The organism is Xanthomonas fragariae, assembly GCF_017603965.1.
In the GTDB taxonomy this organism is placed as follows: domain Bacteria; phylum Pseudomonadota; class Gammaproteobacteria; order Xanthomonadales; family Xanthomonadaceae; genus Xanthomonas; species Xanthomonas fragariae_A.
The window spans coordinates 2,609,505-2,624,508 of the sequence record NZ_CP071955.1 but is presented as its reverse complement, the minus strand read 5'-3'; the positions used below and the strand labels follow the sequence as shown (position 1 = coordinate 2,624,508).

Genomic DNA, 15,004 nt, shown 5'->3' with positions numbered 1-15,004 from the left:
TGGCTGTAGTTCCTGCGCATCGCGACAGGCCGTGCGCGGGGTCTGCCTATACCCCATCCGGCACGCGGCGCGTGCTGGCAGAGGCAAGAGAGAATCGCTGTGCTGGCCGAATATTTGCCGAGTCTGCTGTTTCTGATCGTCGCCACCGGTATCGGCATCGTGCTGATGCTGATCGGTCGATTTCTCGCACCGCGTAGTCCGGATGCGCGCAAGCTCTCGCCTTACGAGTGCGGCTTCGAAGCCTTCGAAGACGCGCGCATGAAGTTCGACGTGCGCTATTACCTGATCGCGATCCAGTTCATCGTGTTCGATCTGGAAATCATCTTCATCGTTCCATGGACACAGGTGTTCATGGAGATTGGCGCACGCTCGCTGGTCACCATGGGCTTGTTCGTCGGCATGTTGTTCCTCGGCTTTATCTACGTGTGGAAGAAGGGAGCGCTGGAATGGGAGTGATTCAGACCCTGGATCGTCTGATGACCAACCCGATGCCGGAAGGCCGGGTAGAAGACATCCTGCGCCCGGACAGCGAAAACCCGCTGCTCGAAAAGGGCTACGTAACCACCAGTGTCGATGCGCTGCTGAACTGGGCACGGACCGGCTCGATGTGGCCGATGACCTTCGGTCTTGCCTGTTGTGCGGTCGAGATGATGCACGCGGGTGCTGCGCGTCTGGATCTGGACCGTTATGGTGTGGTGTTCCGCCCGTCGCCGCGCCAGTCCGACGTGATGATCGTGGCCGGCACCCTGGTCAACAAGATGGCGCCTGCGCTGCGTAAGGTCTACGACCAGATGCCGGATCCGAAGTGGGTCATTTCGATGGGCAGTTGCGCCAATGGCGGCGGCTATTACCATTATTCGTATTCGGTGGTGCGTGGTTGCGATCGCATCGTGCCGGTGGACATCTATGTCCCGGGCTGCCCGCCGACCGCCGAGGCGCTTGTCTACGGCATATTGCAGCTGCAGAAGAAGATCTGGCGTACCCAGACCATCGCGCGCTGACACCCGTCTTCTTCTACCGAGAGCAGCCAAGCCCCCATGGCAGAGCAAGCATCCTCCTTCACTGACCGACTTGCGGCACGTTTCGCCGGTGCGCAGATTGCCGTGGCATTGCCGCGCGGCGAAGTGACGCTGGAAGTCGCCGCGGCCGATTGGCACGCCACCTGTCTGGCCTTGCGCGACGAGCTCGGTTTCGAGCAGCTCAGCGATCTGTGCGGCGTCGATTACCTGGGCTACGGCAGCGGCGAATGGGACACCGCCGACGTGTCGTCGCAGGGTTTCAGCCGCGGTGTCGAAGGTCAGGCCGTCGGTCGTTTCGCCTGGGGCGAATTTCCCAGCCAGGAAACCTCCGATGGCGCGCAGCCGCAGCAGCTGCCGAAGCAACGCTTCGCGGTAGTCGCCCAGCTGATTTCTTATCGCCACAACCAGCGTCTGCGGGTACGTTGCTACGCACCGGACGAACAGGTGCCGGTAGTGGCGTCGGTGACCGATATCTGGCCGGGCGTGAACTGGTTCGAGCGCGAAGCATTCGATCTGTTCGGTATCATATTCGATGGCCACCCGGATCTGCGCCGCATCCTGACCGACTACGGATTCGTCGGCCACCCGTTCCGTAAGGATTTCCCGCTGATCGGCAACGTCGAAGTGCGTTACGACGATGAGCGCAAGCGTGTGGTGTACGAGCCTGTGACGTCGGTCGAGCCGCGCGTTGGTGTGCCGCGCGTGATTCGCGACGATGCCCGTTATGAGACTGCCGCTGGTGAAGTGGCAAGTCGGAGACTGCCAAGTGAGTGAGTTCCGCCAGGCAACCGATGCCTTCGCGAGCAATCCTGTCGAAAGCAAGCAGGAAATCCGCAATTACACGATGAACTTCGGCCCGCAGCATCCTGCGGCGCACGGCGTGCTGCGTCTGATCCTGGAAATGGACGGCGAAACCGTGGTGCGTGCCGATCCGCATATCGGTCTGCTGCATCGTGGCACCGAAAAGCTGGCCGAGTCCAAGCCGTTCAACCAGTCGATTCCGTATATGGACCGCCTGGATTACGTGTCGATGATGTGCAACGAACACGCCTACGTGCGCGCGATCGAGTCCCTGATGGGAATCGAAGCGCCCGAGCGTGCGCAGTACATCCGCACGATGTTCGACGAGATCACCCGCATCAAGAACCATCTGATGTGGGTTGGCTCCAACGCGCTCGACCTGGGTGCGATGGCGGTGATGCTGTACGCATTCCGCGAACGCGAAGAATTGATGGACGTTTACGAGGCGGTCAGTGGCGCGCGCATGCACGCAGCCTACTATCGTCCCGGTGGTGTGTATCGCGATCTTCCGGACTTCATGCCCAAGTACAAGGAATCCCGTTGGCACAAGGGTGGGGCATTGAAGAAGCGCAACGCTGCTCGCGAGGGCACGATGCTGGACTTCCTTGAGGATTTCACCAACACCTTCCCGTCGCGCGTGGACGAGTACGAAACGCTGTTGACAGATAACCGTATCTGGAAGCAGCGTACCGTCGATGTGGGCATTATCAGTCCGGATCTTGCGCATGCCTGGGGCATGACCGGTCCGATGCTGCGTGGTTCGGGCATCGAATGGGATCTGCGCAAGAAGCAGCCGTATGCCAAGTACGACGTGGTGGATTTCGATATCCCAGTCGGCACTAACGGCGATTGCTACGACCGCTATCTGGTGCGTGTTGCTGAGATGCGCGAATCCAATCGCATCATCAAGCAGTGCGTGACGTGGCTGAAGGCTAATCCTGGCCCGGTCATGGTGACTAATTTCAAGGTCGCTCCGCCAAGCCGCGAAGGCATGAAGGACGACATGGAAGCGCTGATCCATCATTTCAAGCTGTTCAGTGAAGGCTACTGCGTGCCTGCGGGCGAGACCTACAGCGCGGTCGAGGCGCCCAAGGGCGAGTTCGGCTGCTACTTGATGTCCGATGGCGCTAACAAGCCGTTCCGCGTGCATCTGCGCGCACCGGGCTTTGCGCATCTGTCGTCGATGGACGCGGTGGTGCGTGGCTATTTGCTGGCCGACGTCGTGGCGATGATCGGTACTTACGATTTGGTTTTCGGTGAGGTTGACCGATGAAGGCGACGGGTAATTTCGAAGCGGCGCGCGATGTCGATCCGCAGGTAGTGCTGAGCGAGAAGACGCGCGCGCACATCGATCATTGGTTGAGCAAGTTCCCGCCCGATCGCAAGCGTTCGGCAGTGCTGCAGGGCCTGCATGCTGCGCAGGAGCAGAACCAGGGTTGGTTGACCGACGAATTGATCGTTGGCGTCGCCAAGTATCTGGAACTGCCGCCGGTGTGGGCTTACGAGGTCGCCAGTTTCTACTCGATGTTCGAGACCGAGCGTGTCGGCCGCCACAACGTGGCGTTCTGCACCAACATCAGCTGCTGGCTCAATGGCGCCGAAGATCTATTGGCGCACGCGGAAAACAAACTAGGTTGCAAGCTGGGGCAATCGACGGCCGATGGCCGCGTCTACCTCAAGCGCGAAGAAGAGTGCCTGGCGGCCTGCTCTGCAGCGCCGATGATGGTCATCAACGGCCATTACCACGAGCACCTGACGAAAGAGAAGGTCGACGCGCTGCTGGACGGGCTGGAGTAAGGCATGACACATCATCACGCATCCTCAGGCCCGGTCGGTTCGGCGCCGTTGCCGCACCAGGTCGTCTACACGACGCTGCATTACGATACTCCGTGGTCGTATGATAGCTATCTGAAAACCGGTGGCTACGCTGCGCTGCGCAAGATTCTCGAAGAAAAGATCGCGCCGGTCGACGTTATCGAGATGGTCAAACAATCCAACCTGCGCGGCCGCGGGGGCGCAGGCTTTCCGACCGGCCTGAAGTGGTCGTTCATGCCCAAAGGCACGATGCAGAAGTACATCCTGTGCAACTCGGACGAATCCGAGCCGGGAACCTGCAAGGATCGCGACATCTTGCGCTACAACCCGCATTCGGTAGTAGAGGGCATGGCGATTGCCTGCTACGCCACAGGCTCGACCGTGGGTTACAACTACCTGCGTGGGGAATTCCACCACGAGCCGTTCGAAAACTTTGAACTGGCGTTGGCCGATGCCTACGCAAACGGCTGGCTGGGCAAAAACATTCTCGGCAGCGGCGTGGATATCGATATCTACGGTGCGCTGGGCGCTGGCGCCTACATCTGTGGCGAAGAAACTGCGCTGATGGAATCGCTGGAAGGCAAGAAGGGACAGCCGCGTTATAAGCCCCCGTTCCCGGCTAACTTCGGCCTGTACGGCAAGCCGACCACAATCAACAACACCGAGACCTATGCGTCGGTGCCGGCAATCGTTCGCAACGGCCCGGAGTGGTTCCTCGGGTTGAGCAAGACCAACAATGGCGGTCCGAAGATTTTCTCGGTTTCTGGCTGCGTGCAGAAAGGCGGCAATTTCGAAGTCCCGCTCGGCACCACCTTCGACGAACTGCTGGAGATGGCCGGTGGTCTGCGTCCGGGCCGCAAACTAAAGGCCGTGGTGCCGGGTGGCGTGTCGATGCCGGTTCTTAAAGCTGAGCAGGTCTCAGGTCTGCAGATGGATTACGACACCCTGCGTGCGCTGGGTACCGGCCTGGGTTCCGGAGCGATCGTGGTGTTGGACGACAGCGTCTGCTGCGTGCGTTTCGCTTGCCGCATTTCGCAGTTCTTCCACAAGGAATCCTGCGGTCAGTGCACACCATGCCGCGAAGGCACCGGCTGGATGCATCGCGTGCTGGAGCGCATCGTCGCAGGCAAAGCCACCATAGAGGATTTGCACCAGCTGCGCACCGTCGCCGGCCAGATCGAAGGGCACACCATCTGCGCCTTCGGTGAGGCAGCAGCGTGGCCGATCCAGGGGTTCTTACGCCAGTTCTGGGACGAGTTCGAGTACTACATCGTCAACGGTCGTTCGATCGTCGACACGCACGTCGGAGTGGCCGCATGAGCGCCCAACCAGTGAATCCGAACGTGCCACCGGATCATGTCACCGTCGAAATCGACGGGCAGTCTCTGGTGGTGCCGAAGGGCTCGATGATCATCCAGGCGGCAGACAAGGCTGGCATTCCGATTCCGCGTTTCTGCTATCACCAGAAGCTGCCGATCGCTGCCAATTGCCGCATGTGCCTGGTGGACGTCGAAAAGTCACCGAAGCCGTCGCCTGCCTGCGCGACCCCGGTGATGGACGGCATGAAAGTCACCACGCGTAGCGAAAAAGCCCTGAAGTATCAGCGCAGCGTCATGGAATTTTTGCTGATCAACCATCCGCTTGACTGCCCGATCTGTGATCAGGGCGGCGAGTGCGAGCTGCAGGACGTCTCGCTTGGTTACGGCCGTTCGGTCAGCCGCTTCAACGAGCGCAAGCGCGTGGTGCCGGACGAAGACATCGGTCCGCTGGTCGCCACCGAAATGACCCGCTGCATCCAGTGCACCCGCTGCGTGCGTTTCACCGCAGACATTGCCGGCACTTACGAGCTAGGTGGCATGTATCGGGGCGAGAACTTGCAGATCGGTACCTATGACGGCAAGCCGCTGACCACCGAAATTTCCGGCAACGTCATCGACGTGTGCCCGGTGGGCGCGCTGACCAACAAGGTGTTCCAGTTCCGCGCCCGCCCGTGGGAGCTGACCGCGCGCGAGTCGCTCGGCTATCACGATGCGATGGGCTCGAACCTGTTCCTGCACGTGCGTCGCGGCGAAGTGCTGCGCACCGTGCCGCGCGAGAACGAGGCGGTCAACGAGTGCTGGCTGTCCGATCGCGATCGTTATTCGCATCAGGGCTTGTATTCGGAAGACCGTGCGGTCAAACCGCTCAAGAAGGTCAACGGCGAGTGGACCGAGGTGAGCTGGACCGAAGGTCTGGCCGCTGCGACGCAGATTCTGCGCGATAACGCTGGCGATACGCTCGGCGTGTTGGTGCATCCGTCTACCTCCAACGAGGAAGGCGCGTTGCTTGCACGTCTGGCCGAAGGGCTGGGCAGCGGCAATCTCGATCACCGTCTGCTCAATCGCGATTTCTCCGATGCTGCAGTGGCCGAAGTTTTCGCCACGCCGCTTGCGGAAATCGAGCAAGCCGATGTGGTGGTGCTGTTCGGCACTAACGTGCGTCACGAGCTTCCGTTGCTGCATGCGCGTTTGCGTAAAGCGCACATCCAGAACCGCACGCAGATCCATTCGGTCAATCCGGTCGATTTCGATTTCGCCTTTACCCAAGCGAGCCGTACGGTGGTAGCGCCGTCGCAGCTGGCTGGCGCATTGGACGATATGGCTTTGCGCGATGCGGTCAAGGGCGCAACGCGCGCCGTGATCGTGGTCGGCGCACTGGCCGAAAATCATCCGCAGGCGGCTGCGCTGCGTGCCGCTGCACGCGATTTCGCCGCCTCAACCGGCGCATCGCTGTGCCGGATTCCGCAGGGTGCCAACGCGTTGGGTCTGGTGTCGCAAGGTGTGCTGCCGACCGCACGCGATGTCGCCGGCATGCTGGCGCAGCCGCGTCAGGCCTATGTGCTCTATGGCATCGAGCCGGGCCTGGATTTTGCCGATGCCGCCGCTGCACGCAGCGCGCTGGCCGGTTCCAAAGTGGTCGCTTTCAGTCAGTTCGCCTGCGCATCGACGCGTGATGTGGCCGACGTGATTCTGCCAATTGGCGCATTGCCGGAAATCGACGCATCGCTGACCAATCTCGATGGTCGCGTGCAGACCGCACGTGCCGCAGGCCGTTTGCCGATCGAGGCGCGCGAAGGTTGGCGCGTACTGCGCGCGCTCGGTGGTGAGCTTGGTTTGGCCGGCTTTGAATTCATCGATCTGGTCGGCCTACGTGCCGGCATGCAGAACCGCAGCGTCAGCCCCGTAATGTCGGCACAGCCGGTGGCAGCGAGCGACGGACTGGAAGTGGCCGCAACTGCTGCGATCTACCGCACCGATGCCGTCGTACGTCGCGCTGCTGCGCTGCAGTCGCATCCGCTCAATATCGCGCCGTGTGTGGCGATGCACCCGGAGCAGGCTGTGCAGTTGCAGGTTGGCGAAGGCCAGATCGTCAAGATCGGTACCGATGCCGGTCGCGCGACGCTGCCGGTGGTGCTGGACAAGCGCGTCGCACCGGGCACGGTGTGGATTGAATGCGGCCATGGCGCAACCGCGCCGCTCGGTGCCGGTCGTGTAACGGTGGTGGCTGCATGAACGAATTGCTGTTGAACGTAGTTGTCCCCCTCCACCAGTGGTTCCTCGGACTGGGCGATGGCGGCGTACTGCTTTGGACTGTATTGAAGATACTGCTGATTGCCGTGCCGGTGATCGTGACGGTAGCCTTCTATGTGGTCTGGGAGCGCAAGCTGATCGGCTGGATGCACGTGCGTCACGGGCCGATGTACGTGGGTATGGGGATTTTTCAGGCCTTCGCCGACGTGTTCAAACTGCTGTTCAAGGAGATCGTGCAGCCCAGCAGTGCGCATAAAGCGATGTTTATCATCGCGCCGCTGCTGACCCTGGCACCGGCCTTCGCGGCTTGGTCGGTGGTGCCGTTCGATGCGAAACTGGTGCTGTCCAACGCCAATGTCGGTTTGCTGTATCTGCTTGCTATGACCTCGCTGGGCGTATACGGCATCATCCTGGCCGGTTGGGCCTCCAACTCCAAGTACGCGTTCCTGGGCGCTATGCGCTCGGCGGCGCAGGTTGTGAGCTACGAAATTGCCATGGGTTTTGCGCTGGTCGGCGTGATGATTGCCTCCGGCAGCGTCAACCTGAGTCAGATCGTGTTTGCGCAGGCAGGCAACTCGGGCTTTTTCGACTGGTTCCTGATTCCGCTGTTCCCGTTGTTTATCGTGTACTGGGTCTCCGGCGTCGCCGAAACCAACCGCGCGCCGTTCGACGTAGTGGAAGGCGAATCGGAAATCGTCGCCGGCCACATGGTGGAGTACTCGGGCGGTGCGTTCGCGCTGTTCTTCCTTGCCGAATACGCAAACATGATCTTGGTCAGCTTTCTGATCTCGATCTTCTTCCTCGGTGGCTGGTTGAGTCCGATTCAGGGCTGGGTCACTGCAGATATCTCGCCGTGGATCGACTGGTTGTGGAAGGGCGGTTGGCCCTGGCTGCTGATGAAGGTGTTCTTCTTCGCCAGCGCCTACATTTGGTTCCGTGCCAGCTTCCCCCGCTACCGCTATGACCAGATCATGCGTCTGGGCTGGAAGGTGTTCATTCCGCTCACGATCGTGTGGATCGCAGTGACGGCGTTAATGGTGTTTTACGGCGTGATCCAGAAGGGCGTGTAACTGATGAACAAGATCACCCATTACTTCAAGAGCCTGCTCCTGCTCGAACTGCTAGGCGGTTTGTGGCTGACGTTGAAATACACGTTCAAGCCCAAGTACACCGTGCTGTATCCGATGGAGAAGTTCCCGCAGTCGCCGCGCTTCCGTGGTTTGCACGCACTGCGTCGCTACCCAAACGGCGAAGAGCGCTGCATCGCCTGCAAGCTGTGCGAAGCAGTGTGCCCGGCGCTGGCCATCACTATCGACTCAGCCAAGCGCGAGGACGGTTCACGCCGCACCACACGCTACGACATCGATCTGTTCAAGTGCATCTTCTGCGGCTTCTGCGAAGAAAGCTGCCCGGTGGACTCGATCGTCGAGACGCACATCCTCGAGTACCACTTCGAGAAGCGTGGCGAGAACATTGTCAACAAGCTGCAGCTGCTGGCGATCGGGGACCGGTTCGAAACCGAGATCGCCGAGCGTCGCGCTGCCGATGCCGCCTTCCGTTGAGGTCGTGATGGACTGGGTCACTATTGCTTTTTACGCCTTCTCCACTGTCGCGGTCGTGTCGGCCGGGGCGGTGATCAGCGTGCGCAACCCGGTGTACGCCGTGTTGTGCCTGATCCTCACCTTTTTCTCGATGGCGTGCATCTGGTTGCTGGTCGGCGCCGAGTTCCTCGGTGTCACACTGGTGCTGGTTTACGTCGGCGCGGTGATGGTGCTGTTCCTGTTCGTTGTGATGATGCTGGACATCGACACCAGCCGCCTGCGCGAGGGTTGGGTCAAGTACATGCCGGTCGGTGTCATCGTGGCGGTTGCCATGTTGGCGCAGATGGTGACCTTGATCGGCGTCAAGTCGCGTAGCGCTACGCCGTTCCCGGTCGGCAACGCTGCTGCGCGAGCTGCCGATGTTTCGAACCTGACCTGGCTGGCCAAGAGCCTGTATACCGAGTTTCTGCTGCCGTTCGAGTTTGCTGCGGTGATCCTGACCGTAGCCGTGGTGGCTGCGGTGATGCTGACCCTGCGCAAGCGCACCGGCATCAAGATTCAGATTGCCAGCGAGCAATCCCGTGTGAAGGCTGGCGACCGCTTGCGCATTGTCAAAATGGCGGTTGAAAAGCCGGTACAGGTTGCGCCGAAGATCGATGCGGCGGACGGACAGGAGGCGAAGTCTTGATTACCTTGGGCCACCTGCTTGGACTTGGCGCGGTGCTGTTCTGCATCTCCCTGGCCGGCATCTTTCTCAACCGTAAGAACATCATCGTGTTGCTGATGTCGATCGAGTTGATGCTGCTGTCGGTCAACGTCAACTTCATTGCGTTCTCGCGCGAACTCGGCGACACCGCCGGTCAGTTGTTCGTGTTCTTCATCCTGACCGTTGCCGCCGCGGAGGCTGCGATCGGCCTTGCGATCCTGGTGACTCTGTTCCGCACGCGCCGCACGATCAATGTGGCCGAAGTCGATACGTTGAAGGGCTGACCTGTAGATGGAAATCACTCTCTCCAAGAGTCTGTTGATCGCGGTGGTGCTTGCGCCGCTGATCGGCAGCATCATCGCCGGCCTGTTCGGTCGCCAGGTAGGGCGCAAGGGCGCGCAATACGTCACCATTTTCGGTGTGTTGGTCAGCTGCGTACTGTCGAGCCTGACGCTGTATCAACTGGTGGAACAGGGCTCCAGCCCGTTCAACCAGAACCTGTACGCTTTCTTCGATGTCGGCAACTACTCGGCGCATGTCGGCTTCATGGTCGACCGCCTGACCGCGATGATGATGGTGGTGGTGACCTTCGTGTCGTTGCTGGTGCACATCTACACCATCGGTTACATGGAAGAAGACCCGGGCTACCAGCGCTTCTTCAGCTACATCTCCCTGTTCACCTTTTCCATGCTGACGCTGGTGATGAGCAACAACTTCCTGCAGCTGTTCTTCGGCTGGGAAGCGGTGGGTCTGGTGTCGTACCTGCTGATCGGTTTCTGGTTCAAGCGACCGACTGCCGTGTTCGCCAACATGAAGGCGTTCCTGGTCAACCGAGTCGGCGACTTTGGCTTCATTCTCGGCATTGCCGGCGTGCTGTTGTGGTTCGGCTCACTGGATTATTCCACCGTGTTCGCCAACGCGACCACCGTGGCTGGTGCAAAGGTGCAGCTGTTCCCAGGCCACGAATGGAGCGTGATGACGCTGATTTGCATCTGCCTGTTCATTGGCGCGATGGGCAAGTCGGCGCAGGTGCCGCTGCACGTGTGGCTGCCGGACTCGATGGAGGGACCGACTCCGATTTCGGCACTGATCCACGCCGCAACGATGGTGACCGCAGGTATCTTTATGGTCGCGCGCATGTCGCCGCTGTTCGAGCTGTCGGAAACCGCGCTCGATTTCATTCTGTTCATCGGTGCAACCACGGCCTTCTTCACCGGCCTGATCGGCATCGTGCAGAATGACATCAAGCGCGTGGTCGCTTATTCGACGCTGTCCCAGCTCGGCTACATGACCGTGGCGTTGGGTGTGTCCGCGTACTCGGCAGCCGTGTTCCATCTGATGACGCATGCCTTCTTCAAGGCGCTGCTGTTCCTGGCGGCTGGCTCGGTCATTATCGGCATGCACCACGAGCAGGACATGCGCAAGATGGGCGGCCTGCGCAAGTACATGAAGGTGACCTACTGGACCAGCGTGATCGGTACCTTGGCATTGGTCGGTACGCCGTTCTTCTCCGGTTTTTACTCGAAAGACACCATCATCGAGTCGGCAGCGCATCATGCTCATGAGTCGCATAGCTGGATCGCTACTTACGCTTACTGGGCCGTGCTCGGTGGCGTGCTGGTGACCAGCTTCTATAGCTTCCGTCTGCTGTTCCTGACCTTCCACGGCAAGGAGCGCTTCCGCCAGGCCCATGCGCACGATTCGCATGCCCATCATGGCGGCGACAGCGCGCACACCGATGCCGAAGCTCAGGTCAACGCGCACGACAGTCACGTGCATGATGATCATGCACGCCACACGCACGGCCACGATGATCACGGCCATGGGCACCACGGTGCCCACGAGCCGCATGAGTCCAAGTGGGTGGTGACGCTACCGCTGATCCTGTTGGCGATCCCCTCGATGGCCATTGGCTTCTTCACCATCGGTCCGATGTTGTTCGGTACCGATTGGCAGGGTCACCATGCGGCGCACGCGCTCAAGGGGCAGGCCGTGTCGTTCTTCACCGGTATCGTCGATTTCTACGACCCGGCAGGCGATACCGTTGGTGCGCTGGGCGAAGAGTTTCATGGCCCGGTCGCCTTCGCGTTGCACGGCATGATGGCGGTGCCGTTTCTCCTGACTGTTGCCGGTCTATTGCTGGCCGCGCTGTTCTACCTGTGGAAGCCGGAGCTAGCCACCAAGTCGCGCAAGGCGTTCGCACCGATCGTGTGGCTGCTGGAAAACAAGTACGGTTTCGACAAGCTCTGGATCAATGGCTTCGCCGGTGGCGGTGTTGTCCTTGGCAAGGCGTCACGTGCAATCGATACCCATGTGGTCGACGGCGTTGTCGTCAATGGTTCTGCCCGACTGATCGACCTGGCTGCAAATCTGCTGCGTCGCACGCAATCCGGTTTCCTTTATCACTACGCCTTCGCAATGATCATCGGTTTGATCGCCTTGTTGGCGGTACTGATGCATTTCTGGCGTTGACCTGTACGGAATTAAGAAAACGTGTCGAACTGGCCTTTACTGTCTATCTTGATCTGGCTACCGATTATCGGTGGCGCCCTGATCCTAGCGTTGCGCAACGCCGAGACTGCTCGCTGGGCATCTCTGGCGGTGGCGGTGGCGACCTTTGTGCTGAGTCTGCCGCTGTTGGGCTACAACATCGCCAATAACGACGCCATGCAGCTCATCGAACTGCATGCCTGGATCCCGGCTTATAACATCGGCTACAACCTGGGCGTGGATGGCATCGCGGTGGCGTTGATCGTGCTGACCACGCTGGTGACGGTGCTGGCCCTGATCGGTGCCTGGCGTTCGATCGACAAGCGCGTCAATCAGTACGTGGCCGCTTTCCTGATCCTGGAAGGTGTCACGGTCGGTATTTTTGCTGCCACCGACGCGATGCTGTTCTACGTCTTCTTCGAAGCCATGCTGATCCCGATGTTTCTGATCATCGGTGTGTGGGGCGGTCCGCGGCGTATCTATGCGGCAATGAAGTTTTTCCTCTACACCTTCCTCGGGTCGGTTCTAATGCTGGTGGGCTTGGTGTACCTGTATCTGAAGGGCGGCAGCTTCCAGCTGGCCGATCTCTACGTACTGCAGCTGACCACCAAGGAACAGACCTGGATCTTCTTCGCTTTCCTGATCGCCTTTGCGGTTAAGGTGCCGATGTTCCCGGTGCACACCTGGTTGCCGGACGCGCACGTCGAGGCGCCGACTGCCGGTTCGGTGATTCTGGCCGCGATTGCGTTGAAGATCGGTGGCTACGGCTTCCTTCGCTTCAACCTGCCGATCGTGCCGGATGCGAGCCATGAGTTTGCCTGGCTGGTCATCGCGCTATCGCTGATCGCGGTGGTCTACGTCGGTCTGGTGGCGTTGGTACAGGAAGACATGAAGAAACTGGTGGCGTATTCGTCCATCGCACACATGGGCTTCGTCACCCTCGGGACCTTCATCGCTTTCACGCTGGTGCGCGAGTACGGCAGCACCGACGCAGCTCGCCTGGGCTTGCAGGGTGCGATGGTGCAGATGATTTCGCACGGCTTCGTGTCAGGCGCAATGTTTTCCTGCATCGGCGTACTGTACGACCGCATGCATACGCGCCGCATTGCCGATTACGGCGGCGTGGTCAACGTGATGCCTTGGTTTGCAACGTTCTCCATGTTGTTCTTCATGGCCAATGCCGGTCTGCCGGGTACCAGTGGTTTCGTTGGCGAATTCATGGTGATTCTCGCAAGCTTCCAGAAGCATCCGTTGGTCGCCTTCGCTGCCGCCACCACGCTGGTAATCACTGCCGCTTATACGCTGTGGCTCTACAAGCGCGTGTTCTTCGGCGAAGTGGCTAACGCACATGTGGCCGAGCTGAAGGACATCAATGGCCGTGAAGCCTTCGTGTTGGGGGTGTTCGCCGCTGGCGTACTGGCCCTGGGCCTTTACCCGAAGCCGCTGACCGACTTGATGGAACCATCGATCGCCAAGCTGGCTACCCAGATTGCCGCGACCAAGCTCTAACAGCTTGCCGTACGTTTTGATTTCCAGGATTTGATGATGACCACGCCAACGCTCGCGCCGTTGACCACCGTTGACCTTGCGCCGCTTGTTCCGGAGCTGGTGCTGATCGGGGGAGCCTTCGCTCTGCTGATGCTCGACCTGTTCGTGAGCCAGCGGAACAAGATCTGGACCCACCTGTTCTCTGTCGCCGTTCTCGCCGTGGTGTTGGTGTTGCTGGCAACCGGCACAGGTGGGCAGGGCGAAATCTTCCACGGCATGTTCGTGCGTGACACCGCTGCGGATGTCATGAAGACCGTGATCGTCCTGGTCAGTGGGTTGAGCCTGGTTTACGGTTGGACTTATCTGCGCGAGCGGAATCTCTATCAGGGTGAAATTCCGGTACTGGTGCTATTCGCCACCGCCGGCATGATGCTTCTGGCATCGGCCGGCAGCCTGCTGATGGTTTACTTGGGCTTGGAACTGCTAGCGCTGTGTTCTTACGCCCTGGTCGCCTCGGACCGCGATAATGGCTTGGCCACCGAAGCTGCGATGAAGTATTTCGTGCTTGGCTCACTTGCGTCGGGGTTGCTGCTGTACGGCATGTCGCTAGTGTATGGGGCCACCGGCACCTTGAGCCTGTCCGGTATCCACGAGTCGATAGAAGGGTCCAGCGAGCGCACGCTGCTGCTCACCGGCACCATCTTCATGATCGCAGGGGTTGCCTTCAAGCTGGGCGCTGCGCCGTTCCACATGTGGTTACCCGACGTCTATCAGGGTGCGCCCGCTCCGATTGCCTTGTTTATCAGTTCCGCACCCAAGTTGGCTGCTTTCGGTATGGCGTATCGCCTGCTGGAAGTGGGCATGGGTCCGCTATCGCCGCAGTGGCATTTGTTGATTGGCGGTTTGTCAGCATTGTCGCTGGTGGTCGGCAACCTAATGGCCATTGCGCAGAGCAATCTCAAGCGCATGCTTGCGTACTCGACCGTTTCGCACATCGGCTTTTTGTTGATGGGCATGGCCGGTGGTGCCGAAGAAGGCTACGCCGCTGCGATGTTTTATGCGGTCAGCTACACCATCATGTCCACCGCCTCGTTCGGCGCCATCATCGCGTTGTCGCGCAATGGCTTCGAAGCCGAGAACATCGACGATTTCAAGGGCCTCAGCGCGCGTAATCCGTGGATGGCCGGCTTGGTGCTATGCATCATGGCCTCTCTTGCCGGTATTCCGCCGTTCCTTGGTTTCTGGACCAAGCTGGCTGTGCTGGGCGCTGCGGTGAAGGGCGACATGCTTTGGTTGGCGCTGGTCGGCGTGATCTGCGCTGTGATCGGTGCCTACTACTACCTGCGCGTCATCAAGGTCATGTATTTCGATGAGCCGGTGGGTGAGCCGTTGCCGGCCAGTAATGATCGCGTGCTTGGCACCGTGCTCTGTGTCAATGCGCTCGCACTGCTCGCACTCGGTCTGACCTGGAGCCCGATCATGGTGTGGTGCCAGCGCGCGTTTGCGGGCCTTGCGTAGGACTTTGGAGCATGCATGATGTTGTATGCGTGCCTCACAGCACGCGCGTGACTGCAT

At 60.0% G+C, this 15,004-nt stretch carries 13 protein-coding genes and 1 pseudogene; all 14 read left to right on the top strand.

Annotated features, from left to right (window positions below):
- Positions 1-99 precede the first annotated feature (99 nt).
- The 14 genes and pseudogenes from J5I97_RS12320 (at position 100) to nuoN (ending at position 14,947) form a co-directional block, all read left to right on the top strand.
- A complete protein-coding gene (locus J5I97_RS12320; protein ID WP_005991364.1) occupies positions 100-456 on the top strand; it encodes an NADH-quinone oxidoreductase subunit A in 357 nt (118 codons plus the stop codon).
- The gene (locus J5I97_RS12315) at positions 447-1,001 is read left to right on the top strand and encodes a NuoB/complex I 20 kDa subunit family protein (protein WP_208586807.1); all 555 of its coding nucleotides are present in this window, start codon (positions 447-449) and stop codon (positions 999-1,001) included. Before J5I97_RS12320 ends, J5I97_RS12315 begins: the two co-directional genes overlap by 10 nt.
- 36 nt (positions 1,002-1,037) lie before the next feature.
- Positions 1,038-1,789: pseudogene (locus J5I97_RS12310) on the top strand (NADH-quinone oxidoreductase subunit C).
- Positions 1,786-3,093 (top strand): NADH-quinone oxidoreductase subunit D, encoded by a 1,308-nt coding sequence (locus J5I97_RS12305; protein ID WP_208586805.1) that lies wholly within the window; start codon positions 1,786-1,788, stop codon positions 3,091-3,093. Before J5I97_RS12310 ends, J5I97_RS12305 begins: the two are co-directional and overlap by 4 nt.
- The gene (gene nuoE / locus J5I97_RS12300) at positions 3,090-3,617 is read left to right on the top strand and encodes an NADH-quinone oxidoreductase subunit NuoE (protein ID WP_208586804.1); all 528 of its coding nucleotides are present in this window, start codon (positions 3,090-3,092) and stop codon (positions 3,615-3,617) included. Before J5I97_RS12305 ends, nuoE begins: the two co-directional genes overlap by 4 nt.
- 3 nt (positions 3,618-3,620) lie before the next feature.
- A complete protein-coding gene (gene nuoF / locus J5I97_RS12295; protein ID WP_208586802.1) occupies positions 3,621-4,955 on the top strand; it encodes an NADH-quinone oxidoreductase subunit NuoF in 1,335 nt (444 codons plus the stop codon).
- The gene (nuoG, locus tag J5I97_RS12290) at positions 4,952-7,186 is read left to right on the top strand and encodes an NADH-quinone oxidoreductase subunit NuoG (RefSeq protein WP_208586801.1); all 2,235 of its coding nucleotides are present in this window, start codon (positions 4,952-4,954) and stop codon (positions 7,184-7,186) included. Before nuoF ends, nuoG begins: the two co-directional genes overlap by 4 nt.
- Positions 7,183-8,274 carry an NADH-quinone oxidoreductase subunit NuoH gene (gene nuoH, locus J5I97_RS12285; RefSeq protein ID WP_208586799.1) on the top strand — a complete coding sequence of 364 codons (1,092 nt, stop codon included), beginning with the start codon at positions 7,183-7,185 and terminating at the stop codon, positions 8,272-8,274. Before nuoG ends, nuoH begins: the two co-directional genes overlap by 4 nt.
- A gap of 3 nt (positions 8,275-8,277) precedes the next feature.
- Entirely contained in the window at positions 8,278-8,766 is a 489-nt protein-coding gene (gene nuoI / locus J5I97_RS12280) for an NADH-quinone oxidoreductase subunit NuoI (RefSeq protein WP_208586798.1), read from the top strand.
- A 4-nt stretch (positions 8,767-8,770) separates the two neighbouring features.
- The gene (locus tag J5I97_RS12275; RefSeq protein ID WP_208591726.1) at positions 8,771-9,433 is read left to right on the top strand and encodes an NADH-quinone oxidoreductase subunit J; all 663 of its coding nucleotides are present in this window, start codon (positions 8,771-8,773) and stop codon (positions 9,431-9,433) included.
- Positions 9,430-9,735 carry an NADH-quinone oxidoreductase subunit NuoK gene (nuoK, locus tag J5I97_RS12270; protein ID WP_002810203.1) on the top strand — a complete coding sequence of 102 codons (306 nt, stop codon included), beginning with the start codon at positions 9,430-9,432 and terminating at the stop codon, positions 9,733-9,735. The genes J5I97_RS12275 and nuoK overlap by 4 nt, the downstream gene beginning before the upstream one ends.
- Before the next feature lie 7 nt (positions 9,736-9,742).
- Positions 9,743-11,923 carry an NADH-quinone oxidoreductase subunit L gene (gene nuoL / locus J5I97_RS12265; RefSeq protein ID WP_208586797.1) on the top strand — a complete coding sequence of 727 codons (2,181 nt, stop codon included), beginning with the start codon at positions 9,743-9,745 and terminating at the stop codon, positions 11,921-11,923.
- A 21-nt stretch (positions 11,924-11,944) separates the two neighbouring features.
- Positions 11,945-13,450: an NADH-quinone oxidoreductase subunit M gene (locus tag J5I97_RS12260; RefSeq protein ID WP_208586796.1), complete on the top strand. Its 1,506-nt coding sequence runs from the start codon at positions 11,945-11,947 to the stop codon at positions 13,448-13,450.
- A gap of 36 nt (positions 13,451-13,486) precedes the next feature.
- The gene (gene nuoN / locus J5I97_RS12255) at positions 13,487-14,947 is read left to right on the top strand and encodes an NADH-quinone oxidoreductase subunit NuoN (protein WP_208586795.1); all 1,461 of its coding nucleotides are present in this window, start codon (positions 13,487-13,489) and stop codon (positions 14,945-14,947) included.
- Positions 14,948-15,004: the final 57 nt, after the last annotated feature.

Excerpts from the sequence above, each read along its gene's own strand:
- nuoE (WP_208586804.1), top strand. The coding sequence starts at position 3,090 with ATGAAGGCGACGGGTAATTTCGAAGCGGCGCGCGATGTCGATCCGCAG.
- nuoI (WP_208586798.1), top strand. The coding sequence starts at position 8,278 with ATGAACAAGATCACCCATTACTTCAAGAGCCTGCTCCTGCTCGAACTG.
- nuoG (WP_208586801.1), top strand. The coding sequence starts at position 4,952 with ATGAGCGCCCAACCAGTGAATCCGAACGTGCCACCGGATCATGTCACC.
- nuoN (WP_208586795.1), top strand. The coding sequence starts at position 13,487 with ATGACCACGCCAACGCTCGCGCCGTTGACCACCGTTGACCTTGCGCCG.
- J5I97_RS12315 (WP_208586807.1), top strand. The coding sequence starts at position 447 with ATGGGAGTGATTCAGACCCTGGATCGTCTGATGACCAACCCGATGCCG.
- nuoF (WP_208586802.1), top strand. The coding sequence starts at position 3,621 with ATGACACATCATCACGCATCCTCAGGCCCGGTCGGTTCGGCGCCGTTG.
- nuoH (WP_208586799.1), top strand. The coding sequence starts at position 7,183 with ATGAACGAATTGCTGTTGAACGTAGTTGTCCCCCTCCACCAGTGGTTC.
- nuoL (WP_208586797.1), top strand. The coding sequence starts at position 9,743 with ATGGAAATCACTCTCTCCAAGAGTCTGTTGATCGCGGTGGTGCTTGCG.